The sequence below is a fragment of the Streptomyces sp. NPDC060028 genome (assembly GCF_042736725.1).
GTDB lineage: Bacteria > Actinomycetota > Actinomycetes > Streptomycetales > Streptomycetaceae > Streptomyces.
Window position 1 is genome coordinate 12,722 of the sequence record NZ_JBHWVJ010000002.1, and the last position, 19,258, is coordinate 31,979.

General features: G+C 70.7%; 14 protein-coding genes. 11 read left to right on the top strand and 3 right to left on the bottom strand.

Going from position 1 to position 19,258, the window contains the following annotated elements:
- Window positions 1-108: 108 nt before the first annotated feature.
- Window positions 109-654: a cysteine hydrolase family protein gene (locus ACFWBF_RS01290; protein WP_385593276.1), complete on the bottom strand. Its 546-nt coding sequence runs from the start codon at window positions 652-654 to the stop codon at window positions 109-111.
- 378 nt (window positions 655-1,032) lie between these two features.
- On the opposite strand from ACFWBF_RS01290, the gene ACFWBF_RS01295 reads away from it, so the two are divergent.
- The 4 genes from ACFWBF_RS01295 to ACFWBF_RS01310 all read left to right on the top strand — a co-directional run bounded on the left by ACFWBF_RS01295 (window position 1,033) and on the right by ACFWBF_RS01310 (window position 5,514).
- The gene (locus tag ACFWBF_RS01295) at window positions 1,033-2,754 is read left to right on the top strand and encodes a GAF domain-containing SpoIIE family protein phosphatase (RefSeq protein WP_385593279.1); all 1,722 of its coding nucleotides are present in this window, start codon (window positions 1,033-1,035) and stop codon (window positions 2,752-2,754) included.
- Between the two features lie 191 nt (window positions 2,755-2,945).
- A complete protein-coding gene (locus ACFWBF_RS01300; protein WP_385593282.1) occupies window positions 2,946-3,347 on the top strand; it encodes a hypothetical protein in 402 nt (133 codons plus the stop codon).
- Between the two features lie 254 nt (window positions 3,348-3,601).
- The gene (locus tag ACFWBF_RS01305; RefSeq protein ID WP_385593285.1) at window positions 3,602-4,843 is read left to right on the top strand and encodes a globin domain-containing protein; all 1,242 of its coding nucleotides are present in this window, start codon (window positions 3,602-3,604) and stop codon (window positions 4,841-4,843) included.
- 35 nt (window positions 4,844-4,878) lie between these two features.
- Window positions 4,879-5,514 (top strand): pyridoxamine 5'-phosphate oxidase family protein, encoded by a 636-nt coding sequence (locus ACFWBF_RS01310; protein WP_385593288.1) that lies wholly within the window; start codon window positions 4,879-4,881, stop codon window positions 5,512-5,514.
- A gap of 93 nt (window positions 5,515-5,607) precedes the next feature.
- Here ACFWBF_RS01310 and ACFWBF_RS01315 read toward each other — a convergent pair whose 3' ends face one another.
- On the bottom strand, window positions 5,608-8,526 hold the full coding sequence (locus tag ACFWBF_RS01315) for a glycoside hydrolase family 48 protein (RefSeq protein WP_385593291.1): 2,919 nt from the start codon (window positions 8,524-8,526) through the stop codon (window positions 5,608-5,610).
- Between the two features lie 267 nt (window positions 8,527-8,793).
- Between ACFWBF_RS01315 and ACFWBF_RS01320 the strand changes: the two genes are divergently transcribed.
- Window positions 8,794-10,308: a cellulase family glycosylhydrolase gene (locus ACFWBF_RS01320; protein WP_385593294.1), complete on the top strand. Its 1,515-nt coding sequence runs from the start codon at window positions 8,794-8,796 to the stop codon at window positions 10,306-10,308.
- 14 nt (window positions 10,309-10,322) lie between these two features.
- Window positions 10,323-12,062 carry a glycoside hydrolase family 6 protein gene (locus ACFWBF_RS01325; protein WP_385593297.1) on the top strand — a complete coding sequence of 580 codons (1,740 nt, stop codon included), beginning with the start codon at window positions 10,323-10,325 and terminating at the stop codon, window positions 12,060-12,062.
- A 108-nt stretch (window positions 12,063-12,170) separates the two neighbouring features.
- Here the strand turns inward: ACFWBF_RS01325 and ACFWBF_RS01330 are convergent, their stop codons facing one another.
- On the bottom strand, window positions 12,171-13,274 hold the full coding sequence (locus ACFWBF_RS01330; protein WP_385593301.1) for a LacI family DNA-binding transcriptional regulator: 1,104 nt from the start codon (window positions 13,272-13,274) through the stop codon (window positions 12,171-12,173).
- A gap of 320 nt (window positions 13,275-13,594) precedes the next feature.
- Here ACFWBF_RS01330 and ACFWBF_RS01335 point away from each other — a divergent pair, with 320 nt between their 5' ends.
- From ACFWBF_RS01335 to ACFWBF_RS01355, 5 genes are all read left to right on the top strand, one after another.
- Entirely contained in the window at window positions 13,595-14,929 is a 1,335-nt protein-coding gene (locus ACFWBF_RS01335; protein WP_385593304.1) for an ABC transporter substrate-binding protein, read from the top strand.
- Window positions 14,930-15,015: 86 nt separating this feature from the next.
- Window positions 15,016-16,047, top strand: coding sequence for a carbohydrate ABC transporter permease (locus tag ACFWBF_RS01340; protein WP_385593307.1), 1,032 nt, complete (start codon window positions 15,016-15,018; stop codon window positions 16,045-16,047).
- Between the two features lie 4 nt (window positions 16,048-16,051).
- On the top strand, window positions 16,052-16,948 hold the full coding sequence (locus ACFWBF_RS01345) for a carbohydrate ABC transporter permease (RefSeq protein WP_385593310.1): 897 nt from the start codon (window positions 16,052-16,054) through the stop codon (window positions 16,946-16,948).
- Window positions 16,949-17,027: 79 nt separating this feature from the next.
- Window positions 17,028-18,470 carry a GH1 family beta-glucosidase gene (locus tag ACFWBF_RS01350; RefSeq protein WP_385593313.1) on the top strand — a complete coding sequence of 481 codons (1,443 nt, stop codon included), beginning with the start codon at window positions 17,028-17,030 and terminating at the stop codon, window positions 18,468-18,470.
- Between the two features lie 109 nt (window positions 18,471-18,579).
- Window positions 18,580-19,239, top strand: coding sequence for a DUF2278 family protein (locus ACFWBF_RS01355; protein ID WP_385593316.1), 660 nt, complete (start codon window positions 18,580-18,582; stop codon window positions 19,237-19,239).
- The last annotated feature ends 19 nt before the right edge of the window (window positions 19,240-19,258 follow it).

Consider the following 19,258-nt stretch of genomic DNA (forward strand, 5'->3'; position numbering starts at 1 on the left):
TCACCCGGCCGCAGGGGGTCATGGCATCTGCCCGAAGCCCGTGCCCCCCGCCTGCCCCGCGCGGGCCCGCGCGGGCCCGCGGAACCGTCTCCCGGGTGAACGGGCCTTTCAGCCCGCGGCTCCCAGGGCTTCTTCGGCGGGGAGGATGCGCGCCCCCATGTTGGTCCGCATCATGCACAGGGCGGCGTCGGCCAGGTCCTGGTGGATGTGGGCCACGGCGTCCTCGGCGACCGTGACCGACAGGTGCCGGATGTGGGCGTCGAGGGCGGAGTAGAGCACGCACTGCTCCGTGACCTGCCCGCACAGGACGAGGTGGCTCACGTCGAGCGTTCCCAACAGGTACGCGAGCGGCGTCTCGTAGAAGACGGAGTGGCGCGCTTTGACGACGAAGTAGGAGCTCTCGTCCGGCCGCACCGGGGAGACCAGGTCGGCGTGCGGGCCGGCGAGCGCCGTGTCCAGGATCTCCCCGTGGTGGGAGCGCCACTTCCCGAAGTTGTCGTTGGCGTAGATCACCGGAAGATCCCGCTCCCGGGCCTGCTCCAGCAGGTGCACCACGGCGGGCAGTGCCCGCGTCACGGAGGGGAGGAGCAGGTCGGCGTCCTCGTGGTCGTACGTGTTGAGCATGTCGATGACGACAAGAGCGGTCTTCCCCATGCTCTCCAAGGTCCCAGACGCTGCACCGGGCGGCCGCTGACCGGGCCGGACGCCCGATCAGTGATACACGCGTACGGGGGTGTCGCGGGATCTGCCCCTGGCCGACGGGCACATCCAGGCCCTCGGCACCGACGCGGCCGGCCGGCGCCAGTACCTCTACCACCTCCAGGGACTTCAGGACGTGGCACGCGACCGTCCTGGCCGCCGTGGTGCGGGCCGCCCAAGCCGCTGCGAGGGCCGCGCGGGGCGGACAGCGGAGGCCTACGATGGATGAGCCGCTCCTCGGAGCCCAGGCCCGCAGAACCTCCCTTCCGAGCCGGGCAGGGCCGGGGGGCGATACGGCGCCCCGCGTTCGGCGGCTGCCGGAGAGGAGGCGGGTTGAATCGGTTCGCCCGGCTCGCCACGCGTCTGCTGGGGGCCCCGCAAGGGCTCGTGTGGCTGGACCCGTCCGGCAAGGCCGGGGGCTCGGCTCCCGACTGCTGGCCGCCCGACGCACCCGTCCCCCCATCCGTGCTGAACTGCTGTCGGCGCGTCTCGGAGGCCCGGCTGCCCCTGTTCCTGCCGCAGGCCGGGGACCGTGACGGTGACAGTGGCAGCGCCTTCGCCTTCGCCGGCGTACCACTCGTGGGCGGCTCCGGGGAGCTCTTGGGCGTCCTCGCGGTCGTGGACCACGAGCCGCGCTCCTGGAACGAGGACGACGTACGGGACCTGTCGGACCTCGCAGCCGCCTGCGGCGCCGACATGCGCTCACGCATCCCCTCCGTACCCGCCCGCCGGGCCCGCGCGGACGGGCGGGAAGGGGCGGACGCCGCCGTCGAGGGGGAAGCGGTCCGCATGCACACCCTGCTCAGCCGCGCCCAGCTGCTGCTGCGGGCGTCCGAGGACCTGGCCGACACCAGCAGCCTGCAGGATGTCCGCCAACGCGTGGGAGACCTGGTCAGCGGAGACCTCAAGCCCTCCTACATCGGTCTGGTCCTGGTCCAGCAGGGGATGCTGCACCGCATCGCCCATCCCATCGACGGAGACATGCCCTTCGAGAGGATCCCCGAGCCCTACACCCTCGACTCGGACTGGCCGAGCGCGCGGGCGGTGCGTGAGAACCGCATGATCGTGGTGGACGACCAGACCGAGATCGCAGCCGCGTACGGCCCGCAGACCGGCAACGGGTTCGCCTCCGTGGGCCTGCGCACCGCCGTCTGCCTGCCCCTGCGAGGAACGCACAGGACCCTGGGAGCGCTGGTACTGGGGTGGAGCGCCCCGTACGCCATCGGCATGGGCGAGCGAGCCGTGCTGACCACGCTCGCCGGTTACACCGCCCAGGCAGTCGAACGCGCCCTCCACCTCGACGAGCGCGTCACCGTCGCGCGGCAGCTCCAGCGCGCCATGCTCACCGACCTCCCGGCCGTACCGGGCCTGGAACTGGCTGCCCTGTACCGACCGGCCGCGCAGGACGACATGGTCGGCGGGGACTGGTACGACGCCTACCCCCTGCCCGAGGCTCCGGGCGGCGGGGCCACGGGGGCACTGGCGCTCACCGTCGGCGACCTCACCGGTCACGACATGCGGGCCGCCGCCCTCATGGGCCAGGTCCGCAGCATGCTGCGCCAAGCCGATCAGGACCACCCCGGCGAGGGCCCGCAGCATGCCCTCAGCGCCCTCGAACAGGCCATCCGGCGCCTGAAGCTCCCGGCCAGCGGCACCGGCGTACACGCCCACCTCAGCCCCGTGGGCGACGGCCACTGGCGCCTGAAGTGGAGCAACGCCGGTCACCCGCCTCCGCTCCTGGCCACCCCGGACGGCGCCGTGGAGCACCTGACGCGGCACGACGTGCTGTTGCACCACACGCTGCCGCCCGTACCCCGCACCTGCGACAGCCGTCCCGTTCCACCGGGCAGCACGCTGTTGCTGTACACCGACGGGCTCGTCGAAGAACGAGGGCGGGACATCGGGGAGAACATCGGCCGCCTCGCCGGCGGGCTCGCCGCCGCCCCGGTGAAGCTGCCTCTGAAAGCACTGCTGCAGTCGCTCCTCGACACCGTCGGCCCCCGGGAAGCGCAGGACGACACCGTCCTGTTCGCCGTGCGCGTCCCCACTCCCTGAGCCGGCCCCCGGGCAGGCCGGGATCACCCCCGCTCACCATCTGCGGGACGGCGCTGGTCCGGGCGGGCGGTCTCCTTGTGTGTCCGGTGCCGGGAACCGGGGTCCTCGGCGGCGACGGAGCGATGGTGGCGGGTGCCCGGCCCCGCAGGGGCGGTCCGCGGGCTCCGGCCAAGAGCGAAGCGAGGTATCGCGTGAGCAGCCCGATCCGCCTTTCGGAAGACTGCCTTGATGCCCTCCACCACCTGAGGGAGACGCGAGAGGTCAATACCGTGATCCTCCGCTTCGCGGATCCCCCGGGGCTGCTGACTGCGGAGGTGGAGGGCAATCTGACCCACGAGGAGCTGGTCGCGGCCCTGCCCGCGGCCGAGGCGCGTCTGGTCGTCCACGAGCTGTCCTTCGCCACCGCGGAAGGTGCGCGCAGGCACGAACACCTGCTGGTCCTGTGGATGCCGCCGGACGCCGGCGGACAGGAGGAGACCTACACGGCGGGCTACGCCTTCCTGAAGGAACACCTCGCGGAGGTTCACGTCCACCTCACGGCCAGACGGGCGGACCAGCTGGAGTACCGGAGGCTGGTCGCCCTCGCCGGCTGAGAGTTCTGCGCCCACCGCACCCCGAGGAGGGCGCGAAGCATCGCTTAACAGAAATATCGACCGGGGTGCAATGGGTGCACGCCGGTCACACCCCTTTGTTACTTCTGAGTACTCACATGGTCATGTACCGTCCGGAACCGCTTGATCCGTTTCGGCGTTCCCGACCCCCGATGAGGACTCATGATGACCTCCACTCTCGACGTCCCGGTCACCACTCCCCCAAGACGACCAACGGACGGAGGAGCGCTGGTCTCTTGAGATTCCGGATCAACCGCCCGGGCCACACTCCCGCGCCCCCGTCCCCGCAGGCCCCGGCGCCCGCCCCGGCCGCTCCTGCCGCCAGGCCGGAGGTCGTGGAGCCACCCCTGTCGGCCCGCGAGACGGACCTCATACGTGCCTCCGTGACGGTGGTCGAGCCGATGGCCGCGGAAATGACGGTCTACTTCTACGCGATCCTCTTCGCCCGCCACCCCGAAGTCCGTCCGATGTTCCCGCCCGGCATGGACGCCCAGCGCGGCCGCCTGCTGCGCGCGCTGCTGCGCATCGTGGACCTCGTCGACGACCCCGAAAACCTCGTCCGCTTCTGCGGGCACCTCGGACGCGACCACCGCAAGTTCGGCACGCTCGCCGCGCACTTCCCCGCCGTGGGCGAGTGCCTCCTCGCCTCTCTGGCCCGCTACGCCGGCCCCGCGTGGACCGCCGACATCGCCGCCGCGTGGACCAAGGCGTACGGCGTGGTCGCCGAGGTCATGATCAGCGCCGCCGAGCAGGACGAAGCGGTACGGCCCGCCGTGTGGCCCGCGACCGTGGTCCACCGCGTCTCGCGCGGGAACGGCATCGCCGAGATCACCGTACGCCCCCACATGCCCTACGCGTACGCCGCCGGACAGTACGTCAGCGTCGAGACCCCGTGGTGGCCGCGGCACTGGCGCCACTACTCCCCCGCCAACGCGCCCCGCGAGGACGGCAGCCTCACCTTCCACGTGCGCGCGGTCGCCGGCGGCTCCGTCAGCAGCGCACTGGTGCACCGGGCGGTGGTGGGCGACGTGATCCACCTGGGAGCCCCCATGGGTGACATGGTGCTGGACGCCGCCGTCTTCAACGACCTGCTCTGTGTGGCCGGCGGCACCGGCCTCGCCCCGATCCGCGCGCTCATCGAAGAGGTCGCCCGCCGCGGCGGACGCCATCAGGTGGACCTGTTCCTCGGCGCCCGCACCGGCGCCGAGCTGTACGGGGTCGAGGACATGCTCCGGATGTCCCAGCGCCACCACTGGCTGACCATCAGGGGCGCGGTCTCCCACGAGTACATCCCCGGGATCCGGGGGTCCCTCCCGGAGGTCCTGGCCGAGTACGGCCCGTGGTACCAGCACGACGTCTACCTCAGCGGCCCGGCCCCGATGGTCGTCTCCGCGAGAGAGACGCTCACGCTCGGCGGCACCTTGCCCGACCGCATCCACCACGACCCGTTCGAAACGCCCGTCCTGTCCTTTCCCTGAGCCAAGCGCTTGCCCGTCCTGCCAGGAGAACCCCCGTGACCTTGCCCCCGCCGTCCTTTGGATCAGCAGGCGAACACCGACTGCAGCAGCAACTGGGCACCGCCGAGCGCGCCGCCCGGTTCTACGACCAGCAGGTGCGCCCCTGCCTCACACCCGAGATGCGGGACTTCATAGGCCGCCAGGCGATGGTCTTCCTCGCCACCGCCGACTCCCACGGCGCGTGTGACTCCAGTTTCCGGGCGGGGCCGCCGGGCTTCGTCCACGTGATCGACGACCACACGCTGGCCTATCCCGAGTTCCGCGGGAACGGTGTGCTCGCCAGCGCCGGGAACATGACGGAGAACCCCCATCTCGGCATGCTGTTCGTGGACTTCACCCACCACCACGTGGGCCTCCACGTCAACGGTGTGGCCCGCCTCTACACCGACACGGGCCTGCGCTCCCTCCATCCCGGGCTGCCGACCGACCTCGCGCCCGGACGCAGCCCCGAAATGTGGGTCCAGCTGAGCGTCGACGAGGCCTACATCCACTGCTCCAAGTACATACCGCACCTGGAACCGGCCCCCCGTCCCGGCAGCCATGACGCCGCGCGCCCCAAGGACTCGAGCTATTTCACCGGTCTCCCGGCCGCGCGCCCGACGGTTCCGGCGCCGAGCGCTCCTCCCCGCTGAGGGCCCGGCGGACCGGGTCGCAGAGGCCAGGCATGCCCTTGCGGGCTGCCCGGCCTCTTCGTACGCGTAGCTGTCTCCGGGCGGGGCGGGCCGTTATTCGAGCAGCTCCGCGTACGAGCCCATGGCCAGGGCGATGTCCGCCTGGGCCCAGAACCGGTGGTACGTGAAGACGGGCGCGGCGCCGCCCGCGAGGTAGGCCTCGATCTTCGGCCAGGCCGGGTCGTCCTGGTAGAAGGTGCGGATCGAGGCGAAGGTGGACGAGGAGTTCACCGTGTCGCCGTTCGGCATGGTGCCGGTCCATGAGCCGGGGACGTACACCGGGTTGTCGAAGCGGTTGTAGTCGGTCCGGGTCTCCGGGACGGCGATGCCCAGCGGGTCCTGGTGGTGGGCCCACATGCCGTCGAGCAGGGCCTTGGCGACCCGCTTGGCCTCGGCGTTCCCGGACTTCGCCGCGTAGTACGTCAAGGTCTTGGCGTAGGCGGCGGCCACGCCCACGTCGTCGGTGTAGTCGGCGACGGTGACGTGCAGGCCCGCGTTGGCGCCGGGGGCGGACGCGTTCCAGGTGTCGGGGGCGCCCGACCACTGGAGGGTGGAGGGGATGCGGTAGGTGCCGTCGGGGTTGACGGTGGTCTTCGACAGGGCCCAGCCGACCCACTTGTCGAGCACGGTCTTGGCTGCCGCGTCGCCCGTCTGGCGGTAGTACTCGGCGACCCGCTCCATCGACCAGGCCTGGAAGCCGAACCACTGGTTGGACGCCGGGTCGTGGTAGACGGGCTGCTCGTCGTAGAAGAGACCGTGGAAGGTGGGGGTCCCGGCCGGGGGCTGTGCGTACCGCCCCTGCCAGCTGTTGGTGGCGCCACCCGCGATGGCGCCCTCGTCGGACTGGAGCCAGCGGTAGAACTCCAGCTGCCGGTCCAGGCTGGTCGCCCAGTCCGCCGCGCCGGTCGACGACTTGGGCTTCAGCGGGGCGTACTCGCTGAGCGCGTAGGCGGCGAGCGGGTTCTGGTAGCCGCTGTGGGTGTGGCTGGAGCCGATCCGCCAGGACCAGCCGGCCGAGGTGTCGGCGGCGCCGCCCCAGGCGTAGTACCAGGACATCAGGTAGTGCGCGCTGTCCTTGCCGGTGCCGGCGGGGCAGACGGTCGGGCCGACGCAGTTCCCGGCCTTCTTGAAGTACTTGTCGAACATGGAGTACCGCAGGTAGTCGCCCATTTTGGCCGCCTTGGAGACGGTAGCGGTGACCTGGGCTGCCTTGCCCTGTTCCTTGGCCCAGATGTCGGCCCAGTAGGCGGCCTGGACGGCGCGCGCGTCGGCGTCCGGGGCATCGGTGAACTTCCACTGCTTGGCGTAGGAGGAATCCCCGGTGAAGAGGTCGAGGTAGCCGTTCTTGCCGCCGAAGGTGAAGTTGTCGCAGGTGGGGTGCGGAACGGTCTCCCAGACCGACTCCTGGGGCCCGCGCTGGAAGGTGTTGATGTACGAGGGACCGGTCGCGGTCGGTCCGGCGGAGCACTTTCCGGGCTCGTTGCCGTAGCCGTAGACGTTGTCGACGTCCTGGAGCCAGTGCATGCCGTAGATGTCGTCGGTGCCGTACGCGCTCTTCAGCTCCCCGGCGATCGGGTCCGCGCCGGCGGCGACTCCCCCGTCGAGCTTGGCCGGGTACTGCGAGGGAAGGTCGTGCTCGGGTGCGTAGGTGGCGGGCTTGGAGGCGTTGTACGAGCCGGTCGTCGGCTGGTCGGCATGGGTGGGGATCATGAACTTCTCCATGGTCTCCCACGCACCGTTGAACTTGGTCCAGTCCCCGGTGATCTTCCCGTACATCGCCTGCAGCCAGATCAGGTAGCTGTACGCCTCCGAGGTCGTCTCGTGCCCCTGGTCCGGGGCCTCGACGATCAGCGTCTCGACGGAGTGGTACGGGATGCCCTCGGGCGAGAAGTAGCCGTTGGCCGGATTGGTGATCTTCCCGTGGAGGTCGAGGAAGCGGGCGTCGTACGTCGAATCGGCGGCCAGCTCCGCGACCGTGACCTCGGCCTTCGCATGGCCGGGGGCCGTCGCGGTGAAGACGGCGGAGCCGCTGCCGGTGCTCCCCGCGGCGACCGTCACCTTCTGGGCGGTGTTCCAGTTCGCCGGGGTGAAGGTGAGCGTGGCGGGTGTCGCGGTGAGGTCGGTGTTTCCCGAGGTGCGGTCGACGCCCACCGTGACGTTCGCGGTCGGCTGGGCGGAGAGCTTGAGATCGAAGGTGGCCCTCTCGCCCCGGCGTACGGAGAGCTGCGCGGGCGTGGCGACGAGCGCGGGGCCGGCGGCGACGGTGATGCCGACGGGGGCGGACTCGGCGGAGGCGCCCAGGCTGTCGTAGGCCTTGGCATAGAGGGAGTGGGCACCGGCGGCGAGGCCGGTGGCGCCGAGGGTGAAGGGCGCCGTGGTGTCAGTGCCCAAGAGGGTGGTGCCGCTGTAGAACTCGACCTTCCCGACGGTGGCCCCGTCGGCCGCCGCGGCGGTGGCGGCGAGCGGGACGGGGGCCCCGGCCGGGTAGACGGCGCCCGCGGTGGGGCTGGTCAGGACGGCGACCGGGGGCTGATGGGCTCCGGTGCACGAGGTGCCGTTGACCGCGAAGGAGGTGGGGGCGGCGTTGGTCCCGCTGTAGGCGAACTGGGCGCCGGCGGTGACGGCCGCGCCGGGGGCGACGGTCTTGTTCCAGGCCGCGGCCGTGACGCTGACGCTCTTGCCGGACTGGGACCAGGCGCCGTTCCAGCCGTTGGTGAGCTGCTGGTTGCCCTTGTAGTCGTAGGTGAGGTTCCAGCCGTCGAGCGGGGTGGCGGAGCGGTTGGTGAGGGTGAGCTCGGCGGTGAAGCCCGACCCCCAGTCGTTGGTCTTGTAGTCGACGCTGCACTGCACCGCCGCGGCCGCGGCGGTGGTGGCGCCGACGGCCGTGAGGCCCAGGGGGAGGGAAAGCGCCGCGGCCGACGCGGTCAGCAGCCGGCGCCGTCCGCGCCGTCTGAGTGAGGGGTGTGCTGGCATGCCGGTGGTTCTCCTCGCGGCTCGGGGAGGTGGGGGGCGTGCGAAGAGCATGAGCACAAGCTGTGAACCAGTGGGAGCGCTCCCACTGTGCAGACGGGACGCAACGGCGTCAAGACGCGCGAAGAGTCGAAGACATTCCGGGGAGAAATTTGGCCAACTCCTCTTTTGCTTGGCGTCAGTTGCCGCTACGGTCTGGCCCCAACCAGTGGGAGCGATTCCGTCAGTCGGCGCGCCGTCAGAGCGCGCCCTCGCTGCAAGGAGTCGCTCATGCGACACCCCCCACGCCTGTCCGCGCTGCTCACAGGGGCAGCGCTGGCGATGGCGAGCTGTGCGTTCGCTGTCATGGGTACGGCCTCAGGAGCCGCGGCCGCACCCTTGTGCACGGTGAAGTACTCGGTCGTCGGCCAGTGGGCCGGCGGATTCCAGGGCGCGGTCACCGTCACCAACAACAGTTCCGCGCTGAACGGCTGGAGCCTCGGCTTCGGCTTCCCGGCAGGTCAGACCGTCAGTCAGGGCTGGGGCGCCAAGTGGTCCCAGACCGGGCCGGCCGTCACGGCCGTGAACGAGGACTGGAACGCCGCGCTCCCCGCCGGCGCGAGCGTCACGACCGGCTTCATCGCCTCGTGGTCGGGCGCCAACACGGCGCCCGGTGCGTTCACGCTCAACGGAACGCCCTGCACCACCGGCCCGGGACCGGGACCGGATCCGACACCCACACCCACACCCACACCGACGCCCACCGACCCGACCGATCCCCCCGGCCCCGTCTCCGGGGCGCCCGAACTGAGCGTCACCGGCAACCGCCTCACCGACCAGAACGGCGCCACCCGCCGCCTCCTCGGCGTCAACCGCTCCGGGGGCGAGTTCATGTGCGTGCAGGGCCACGGCATCTTCGACGGTCCCGTTGACGAAGCCTCGGTGCGCGCCATCGCCGACTGGAAGGCCAACACCGTCCGCATCCCCCTCAACGAGGAGTGCTGGCTCGGCCTCGACAACATCAAGCCCGAGTACCGGGGCACGAACTACATCGACGCCGTCAAGGGCCTGGTCGGCCGGGTCCTCGCCCAGGGCATGACCCCGGTCGTCGAACTGCACTGGACGTACGGCCAGTACACCGGCAATTCCTCGGGCTGCGCCGACGTCCACGCCTCCTGCCAGAAGCCGATGCCGGACGCCCGGTACGCCCCGGCGTTCTGGACCTCGGTGGCGGACACCTTCAAGAGCGACCGGCGAGTCGCCTTCGACCTGTTCAACGAGCCCTATCCGGACCGGGCAACCCCCACCACCGCGCAGGCATGGACCTGCTGGCGCGACGGCGGCACCTGCCCGGGCATCGGCTACGAGGTCGCCGGCATGCAGGACCTGGTGGACGCCGTCCGGGCGACCGGGGCCCGCAACCTCGTCCTCGTCCCCGGCATCGCGTACTCCAACGACCTGAGCCAGTGGCTCGACCACTCCCCCACCGATCCGACGGGCAATCTGGCCGCGGCCTGGCACGTCTACAACTTCAACACCTGTTCCGACGAGGCCTGTTGGAACTCGACCCTCGCCCCGGTCGCCGCCCGGGTCCCCGTGGTGGCGGGCGAGATCGGCGAGAACACCTGCGGACACGCGTTCATCGACCGCGTCATGGCGTGGTTCGACGCCCGCGCCCTCTCCTATCTCGGCTGGACCTGGAACACCTGGAACTGCAACTCCGGGCCGGCCCTGATCACCTCCTACGACGGCACCCCCACCTCATTCGGCACCGGGCTGCGCGACCGCCTGCGCGCCCTGAACTGAAAGGCACCCACGAAATGAGCCGCACGATCCCCCGCACCGCCCTGCTGGCGGCCCTCAGTCTCGTCACGGCCGCCGGCGCCACCGCCACCGTGTTCGGTACCACCGCCGCCGGCGCCGCCACCGCCGGCTGCAAGGTCGAGTACCAGATCACGAACCAGTGGAACACCGGGTTCGGTGCCAACGTGATCGTCACCAACACCGGTGACCCGGTCGCCTCCTGGAACCTCGAGTGGTCCTACGCGAACGGCCAGCAGGTCACCCAGGGCTGGAACGCCGCCATCACCCAATCCGGCACGGCCGTGACCGCCAAGAGCCTCTCCTACAACGGGAACCTGGCCACGGGCGGTTCGACCTCCTTCGGCTTCAACGGGTCGCACACCGGCACGAACGCCGTGCCCGCGACGTTCAAGCTCAACGGCGTCACCTGCAACGGCGCCACCGTGCCGACGGAGCCGCCGACCACACCCCCGACCACACCACCCACGACCCCGCCGCCCTCCGGCAGCAAGGTCGACAACCCGTACGCCGGCGCCAAGGTGTACGTGAACCCGGAGTGGTCCGCCAAGGCCGCCGCCGAGCCGGGCGGCACGAAGGTGTCGAACCAGCCCACCGGCGTCTGGCTGGACCGCACCGCCGCCATCCAGGGCGTCAACGGCGGGATGGGCCTGCGGGCCCACCTCGACGCGGCCCTGGCACAGAAGGGCAGCGGCGAGCTCGTCGTGCAGCTGGTGATCTACAACCTGCCGGGACGGGACTGCTCCGCGCTCGCCTCCAACGGCGAGCTGGGCCCCACGGAGATCGACAAGTACAAGACGCAGTACATCGACCCCATCGCCGCGATCCTCGCCGACTCCAAGTACGCGGGGCTGCGGATCGTCACCACGGTCGAGATCGACTCGCTGCCGAACCTGGTCACCAACGTCTCCGGGCGCCCGACGGCCACCGCCAACTGCGACGTGATGAAGAACAACGGCAACTACATCAAGGGGGTCGGGTACGCACTGAACAAGCTGGGCTCGATCGCCAACGTCTACAACTACGTGGACGCCGGCCACCACGGCTGGCTCGGCTGGGACGACAACTTCGGCGCCTCCGCGGACATCTTCAAGCAGGCGGCCACCGCCGAGGGTTCCACGCTCGCCAACGTGCACGGCTTCATCGTGAACACGGCCAACTACAGTGCGCTGAAGGAAGACCACTTCAAGATCGAGGACTCCGTCAACGGCACGTCCGTACGCCAGTCGAAGTGGGTCGACTGGAACCGGTACACCGACGAGCTCTCGTACGCCCAAGCCATGCGGACCAAGCTCATCTCCCTGGGCTTCGACCCGAAACTCGGCATGCTGATCGACACCTCCCGCAACGGCTGGGGCGGCACGGCAAGGCCGACCGGACCCGGCGCGCTGACCAGCGTCGACACGTACGTCAACGGCGGCCGCTACGACCGGCGCATCCACCTCGGCAACTGGTGCAACCAGTCGGGCGCCGGGCTCGGCGAGAGGCCGCAGGCCGCACCGGCCCCGGGCATCGACGCGTACGTGTGGATCAAGCCGCCGGGGGAGTCGGACGGGGCGAGCAAGGAGATCCCGAACGACGAGGGCAAGGGCTTCGACCGGATGTGCGACCCGACGTACACGGGCAACGTCCGCAACGGCAACAGCATGTCGGGCTCGCTCCCGAACGCGCCGCTCGCGGGCCAGTGGTTCTCGGCCCAGTTCCAGGAGCTCCTGAAGAACGCCTACCCGGCACTGTGACGCACCGCCGCGGGTGACAAGCCCGGAGCCGTACGGAACCACTCGATTCCGTACGGCTCCGGGCCGCGCCGCGCTCAGGAGGAGGACCCGGAGGGACCGGAACCGCCCTCAGGAGGAATCCCGCACGATCAGCTCCGTCGGAAGGACCCGGCGCGGCTCCTCCCCCGGCCCCGCCGCGGAACCGGCCCAGGAGGGCTCCGCCGCCTTCTCCGCCTTCCCCGTCTTCTCCGTCTTTTCCGTCTTTTCCGTCTTTTCCGCGATCTTCTGGAGCAGCAGCCGGGTCATCGTGCGGCCCATCTCCTCGATCGGCTGACGCACACTCGTCAGGGGCGGATCCATCAGACGGGCCACCGCCGAGTCGTCGACGCCGACGAGGGCCACGTCCTCGGGGACCCGCCGCCCGGCCTCGCGCAGCACACCGCGCGCGCCGGCCGCCATCACGTCGGAGGCGGCGAAGACCGCGTCCAGACCGGGGCTGCGCTCCAGGAGCTCGCGCATCGCCAGCCTGCCGCCGTCCTCGGTGAAGTCCCCGTGCGCCACGAGCGACTCGTCGGGCACGAGCCCGGCCTCGGCGAGGCCCGCGCGGTAGCCGCCCAGCCGCGCGCGGGCCACGTACATGTCGAGCGGCCCGCTGATGGTCGCGATCCTGCTCCGGCCGCGTCCCACGAGGTGGGCGACGGCCGCCCGTCCCGCGCCGATGTTGTCGGAGTCCACGTAGGCGACGGGTTCCGCCTCGGAGCGGCGCCCGTTCATGACGACCGGCAGCCCCAGCTCCCGGATCCGGTCGGGCAGCGGATCGTCTCCGTGGACGGATGCCAGCAGCACCCCGTCGACCCGCTGGGTGGCCAGGTACTGTTCGAACCGCGCCCGCTCCGGCTCGGTCCGCACCAGGGTGAGCAGCAGCTGCTTGTCGGCTTCCGCGAGCTCGGCGCTCACTCCGCGGATGAGGTCGAGGAAGTACGGTTCCGCGAACAGCCGGGCCTCGGTCTCCGGGATGACGAGGGCCACCGCGTCGGTGCGGCTGCCGGCCAGCGCCCTGGCCGCCTGATTGGGTACGTACCCGAGCTCGGCGACGGCGCGGGCGACGGCGTCCCTGGCCTGCTCGCTCACCCGTGGCGAGCCGTTGATCACCCGGGAGACCGTACCCCGGCCGACGCCGGCCAGGGCCGCGACTTCTTCCAGGGTGGGCCTGCCGTTGTGCCGTCCGCTCACGCCTCTCGAACTCCCCTCGCTGATCAGGCAGGACAGTGGACCGCTCCCCGTCCCAGCGGAACAACGTTACGCCGACCGGAGGTGTGGGAGCGCTCCCACACTACCTGCGACCGTCCGCCGACGCCATGGCCGCGTTCAGAACCTGACGCGACCCCCCGGAAAGCGGGGGCGCGACATCCGCCGAACACCTTCCCGTAATGAATCGGCGTTCATCTCTTGACACTTGCACCCGCCAGGCAGCAACCTTCCGGCAACGACGTGGGAGCGCTCCCATGCAGCCCTGGCGCACAACGAGCACCACCTTGGACGAGGAGAGTGGAATGCGCACTTCCAGCAGCAGACGCGGACGCCGTACCGCGATCGCCGCAGTCGCCGTCGTCGCGACCGGCACGGCCTTGCTCACCGGCTGCGGCGGTGACGGTGACGACGGTGCGGCCGGCGGCGAGAAGATCACGCTGCGGATCGGGACCTTCGGTTCCTTCGGTTACGACGACGCGACCGGGGCCAAGCTCTACGCCGAGTACACGAAGGCCCACCCGAACATCAAGATCGAAGAGTCGAACGTGGCCGACGGCCAGAAGTACTGGGACACGCTCAAGCTGCGCCTCTCCCGCGACAGCGGCCTCGCGGACATCCAGGCCCTGGAAGTCGGCTACGTCGCGGAGGCGACCGGGCCCGCCATGGCGGGCAAGTGGGTCGACCTCGGCAAGACGGGCGGTGCGGACCTCGGCGCCTTCCTCGACTGGAAGGTCAAGCAGGCCACCACGGGCGACGGCAAGGTCATCGGCCTCGGCACGGACATCGGCCCGATGGCCATCTGCTACAACAAGGACCTGTTCGCCAAGGCCGGCCTGCCGACCGATCGCACCGAGGTCGCCAAGCTCTGGACGGGCGACTGGGCGAAGTTCATACAGGTCGGCGAGACCTACAAGAAGAACGCCCCGGCCGGGACCGCCTTCCACGACTCCGCGAGCGGCCTGTTCAACGCCGTGGTCTCCAGCGAGCCGGTGCAGTACGCCAACGCCAAGGGCGAGCTGGACTACGAGAACAGCCCCGGCGTGAAGAAGGCCTGGGACACCGCCGTGACGGCGGCCAAGGGCGAACTGACGGCGAAGCTGCGCCAGTTCGACGAGAAGGGCACCTGGAACGCGGCCTTCAAGAACTCGACGTTCGCCACGGTCGCCTGCCCGAGCTGGATGACGGGCATCATCAAGGACCAGGCGGGCGCCGAGAACCAGGGCAAATGGGACATCGCCGCGCCCCCCGTGGCCGGGAACTGGGGCGGTGCGTTCCTCACCGTGCCGAAGTCCGGCAAGCACACCAAGGAGGCCGCCGAGCTCGCGGCCTGGCTGACCGCACCGGCGCAGCACGCCAAGGTCTTCGGCGTGAACGGCAACATCCCGTCCTCCAAGGACACGCTCACCTCTCCGGCGGTCCAGGACGCCAAGCTGCCGTTCTTCGGTGACACCCCGGTCGGCAGGATCTACTCGCAGGCCGCGGCCGGCATCACGCCCGCCCCGATCAGCCGCTGGGACGGCCAGGTGAAGACCTTCCTCACCGACAACGGCATCCTCGACATCGAGCAGCGCGGCACCGACCCGGCGAAGGCCTGGGAGAACGTCAAGAAGCTGGTCGACGACAAGATCGACCAGTAGCGGGGATCGCGCGCGGCCCGACGCCTGCGGGCGGCGGGCCGCGACCGTCCGCACCACCGCACGCACCGACCTGGAAGGACGCCCCCGTGGCCACCTCCGTACGGGCGACGAGTGGCGGCCCCCCGCCGCCCGCCGCACCTCCCTCCGCCTCCGGCTCCGGCTCCGCCCCCGGCTCCCGCAAGCACCCTGCCGGGCGCGGCGGCGGCTGGCGCAGCGCGCTCCACCGCCTGGACATGAAGGCGATCCCGTACGTCTTCATCGCCCCCTTCTTCCTCACCTTCGCGGCCTTCGGCCTCTTCCCGCTGATCTACACGGGCTGGCTCTCGCTCCACCGGGTCGAGCTCGGCGGCAGCGCGCAGTGGAAGGGGCTGGAGAACTACAGCTCCCTGGCGACCAGCGAGTTCTTCTGGAACGCCCTCGCCAACACTTTCACCATCGGTGTGCTCTCGACCGTTCCCCAACTGCTGATGGCCCTCGGTCTGGCACACCTGCTCAACTACAAGCTCCGCGGCCGGGGGTTCTTCCGGGTCGCGGTCCTCGCCCCGTACGCCACCTCGATCGCGGCGGCGACGCTCGTCTTCGCCCAACTGTTCAACACCGACTACGGCCTGATCAACACGGCGCTGGGCTGGCTCGGCTTCGAGCCGGTCGCCTGGGAGTCCTCCAAATGGCCCGCGCAGATCGCGATCTCGACCATCGTGACGTGGCGCTGGACGGGTTACAACGCACTCATCTACCTGGCAGCGATGCAGGCCGTGCCGCCGGACCTGTACGAGGCTGCTGCGCTGGACGGGGCTTCGCGCTGGCGCCAGTTCCGCAGCGTCACCATCCCCTCCATCCGCCCGACGATCCTCTTCACGGTCATCGTCTCCACCATCGGTGCCACCCAGCTCTTCGGCGAGCCGATGCTCTTCGGCGGCAGCGTCGGCATCAGCGGCGGCAGCGGGAACCAGTTCCAGACGCTCAGCCTGCTCATGTACGAGAAGGGGTGGGTCACCGGCGCGCTGGGCCAGGCCTCCGCCATCGCCTGGGTGATGCTGCTGCTCCTGTTGCTCATCGGCGGCATCCAGACGTTGATCTCCCGCTCGAACCGCAAGCGCAAGAAGCCGGGGAGCTGACCTGATGGCCCGCACACTCGACACGACCACCGCTACGGCGCCGCGCGCCGCCAGGCGGCTTCGCCAGTCGGCAGGCCGTCAGCACCACGCGGGGCCGCTGACCTACGCGTCGCTGGGCCTGGCCGCGCTGGTCTCCCTCTTCCCGCTGTACTGGAACCTCGTCGCCGCCTCCCACTCGGGCGAGCGCGTGGTCGAGGCCCCGGCCCCGCTGCTGCCCGGACCCCGGCTCTTCGACAACCTCTCCTTCGCCTGGAACCAGGTCGACATGGGGGAGGCGCTGGTCAACACCACGATCGTGGCGGGGCTGGTGTCCCTGTCCACCGTGCTGTTCTCCACCCTGGCGGGCTTCGCCTTCGCCAAACTGCCCTTCAAGGGGCGGGGCGCCATGCTGGCGCTGGTGGTGGCGACCATGACGATCCCGCCGCAGCTCAGCGTGATCCCGCTCTACCAGATCATCACCGACCTCGACTGGGTCGACCAGCTCCAGTCGGTCGTCCTGCCCTCGCTGGTCGCGGCCTTCGGCGTGTTCTTCATGCGCCAGTTCCTCATCGAGGCACTGCCGGTGGAGCTGGTGGAGGCGGCCCGGATGGACGGCGCGCACAGCCTGCGCATCATCTGGCACGTGGTGTTCCCGGTGGCGCGGCCCGCGATGGCGGTCCTCGGGATGCTCGTCTTCGTCCAGGCCTGGAACGACTTCTTCTGGCCGTTCATCGCCCTGACCCCCGACGGGAACCCGACGCTCCAGGTCGCCCTGGCCGGGCTCGGCGCGGGCAATCACACCGTCGACCAGGCCGTGGTGCTGACCGGCGCGCTCATCTCCACGCTGCCGCTGCTGCTGGTCTTCGCCGTGCTCGGCAAGCACATCGTCGGCGGCATCACGGCCGGCGCCGTCAAGAACTGACCTGCTCGTCCCCCTTTCTCCCCCCTCCCCTCCCCCCTGTCCGCACCACATCCGTACTTCGCGTTGGGAGCGCTCTCCTATGACCGCGTCCGAGACCCGGCCGCTCACCGCCGTCCGCTCTTTCCCGTCCGACTTCCTGTGGGGCACGGCCACCGCCGCGTACCAGATCGAGGGAGCCGCCCGTGAGGGCGGCCGGACCCCGTCCATCTGGGACACCTTCTCGCACACCCCGGGCAAGGTCTTCGAAGGCCATACCGGTGATGTGGCGGTGGACCACTACCACCGGTTCCGCGACGACGTCCGGATGATGTCCGAACTCGGCCTGGGCGCCTACCGGTTCTCCGTCTCCTGGTCCCGCGTCCAGCCGACCGGCCGGGGCCCGGCCGTCCAGCAGGGGCTGGACTTCTACCGCCGGCTCGTCGACGAGCTGCTGGCCGCCGGCATCGAGCCGGCCCTCACCCTCTACCACTGGGACCTGCCACAGGAGCTGGAGGACGCGGGCGGCTGGCCGGAGCGCTCGACCGCCGAGCGGTTCGCCGAGTATGCGGGACTCGTCGCGGATGCCCTGGGAGACCGGGTGAAGCGCTGGATCACGCTCAACGAGCCCTGGTGCAGTGCGTTCCTCGGCTACGGCTCCGGGGTCCACGCGCCGGGCCGCACCGACCCGGTGGCCGCCCTGCGCGGGGCCCATCACCTCAACCTCGGACACGGCCTGGCCGTCCAGGCCTTGCGGGCCGCGCTGCCCGGGGGCGGCCAGCTCGCGGTCTCGCTCAACCTCCACGAGGTCCGCCCGTTGACGCCCTCGCCCGAGGACCGGGAGGCGGCCCGCCGCATCGATGCCGTCGGCAACCGGGTCTGGCTCGGTCCGATGCTGGAGGGCGCCTACCCGAAGGACCTGTTCGCGGACACCGCCCATCTGACGGACTGGTCCTTCGTCCGGGACGGCGACACCGCGACGAGCCACCAGCCCTTGGACCTGCTCGCCCTCAACTACTACACCCCGACCGTCGTCTCGCACGTCGCGAAGGGCGAGCAGAAGCCGCAGGACGACGGCCACGGCAACAGCGAGCACTCGCCCTGGCCCGGGGCGGACGACGTCGCCTTCCACCGGGCGCCGGGCGAACGCACGGCGATGGGCTGGCCGGTCGACCCGGGCGCCCTGTACGACCTGCTGACCCGCACCGCCGCCCGCTATCCCGGCCTGCCGCTCGTCATCAGCGAGAACGGGGCCGCGTACGAGGACGAGATCGGCCCGGACGGCACGGTCCACGACCCGGAGCGCGCCGCCTACGTGCACGCGCACCTCGACGCGGTGCACCGGGCGATCGCGGCCGGGGTGGACGTACGCGGCTACTTCCTCTGGTCGCTGCTCGACAACTTCGAGTGGGCGTACGGGTACGCCAAGCGGTTCGGTGCGATCCACGTCGACTACGACACCCTGGAGCGCACGCCCAAGTCGAGCGCGCACTGGTACGCGCGCGTGGCGCGCACGGGTGAGCTGCACGCTCCCGGCGACGGGTAGCCGGCCACGCCGGTCCGCGGCGGGCTCCTCTCCCACCGTGCGGGCGAGGAGCGTCCGCTTGGCCGAGCCCTGATGGCCGGAGCGACCGACCGGTGGTTCAGTGAGGGTCATGCCATTCGACCACTACGGCGTTCTGGTCGGAACGCTGACGCAGCACTTCCGGGACACGCCCGACATGCAGGGGGCGTGGTTCCACGTCAACCTCAGGGTCGATGCTCCCGACGGGCGGTACAGGTGCGCCGTCGACGTCGACAGCCATGATTCCGACACCGGGGTGCAGTGGAAGGTCTTCACCGTGGACGCCTCCGCGCTCGGCCCGGTGGCCGCACTGGCGCCGGGGTACCACGACCTCGCGCGCACGGCCGGGTCCGGCGCCCTCGACTACATTCGCCATCCGGCCCTGCTCGGCCGCCCGGCCCTTCCCGCGTGGCCGCTGCCCCGTTGGCTGCAGGAGCTCCTCGAGCGGTGGCTGAGGTCCTCCCGGCCCTGGCAGACGGGTTCCAATCTCGACGCGGCCCTCGCCCTCGAGACGATCCTTGACGTCGGACGGCCGATCCTGGTGTTCGGCGAACCGTTCGATGCCGGCCTGGGCGTGCACAACGTCCACCAGAACCAGGGCGACCCGTACGGCAGTCCGTGGTGGGACGAGAACGGCACCTGGCAGGACGGCGCGACGCTGACCCGCCGCCCCGACGGCCGCTACGACGTGTTCCTGAGCAAGTTCTCCTCCCAGAAGGAGCACACGGACGCCGCCGGGCATCCCGTCTGACGGCAGCCGCGGCCGGCCG

Coding starts and splice junctions, on each gene's coding strand:
- ACFWBF_RS01355 (WP_385593316.1), top strand. CDS start 18,580: ATGCCATTCGACCACTACGGCGTTCTGGTCGGAACGCTGACGCAGCAC.
- ACFWBF_RS01315 (WP_385593291.1), bottom strand. CDS start 8,526: ATGCCAGCACACCCCTCACTCAGACGGCGCGGACGGCGCCGGCTGCTG.
- ACFWBF_RS01325 (WP_385593297.1), top strand. CDS start 10,323: ATGAGCCGCACGATCCCCCGCACCGCCCTGCTGGCGGCCCTCAGTCTC.
- ACFWBF_RS01350 (WP_385593313.1), top strand. CDS start 17,028: ATGACCGCGTCCGAGACCCGGCCGCTCACCGCCGTCCGCTCTTTCCCG.
- ACFWBF_RS01320 (WP_385593294.1), top strand. CDS start 8,794: ATGCGACACCCCCCACGCCTGTCCGCGCTGCTCACAGGGGCAGCGCTG.
- ACFWBF_RS01335 (WP_385593304.1), top strand. CDS start 13,595: ATGCGCACTTCCAGCAGCAGACGCGGACGCCGTACCGCGATCGCCGCA.
- ACFWBF_RS01290 (WP_385593276.1), bottom strand. CDS start 654: ATGGGGAAGACCGCTCTTGTCGTCATCGACATGCTCAACACGTACGAC.
- ACFWBF_RS01345 (WP_385593310.1), top strand. CDS start 16,052: ATGGCCCGCACACTCGACACGACCACCGCTACGGCGCCGCGCGCCGCC.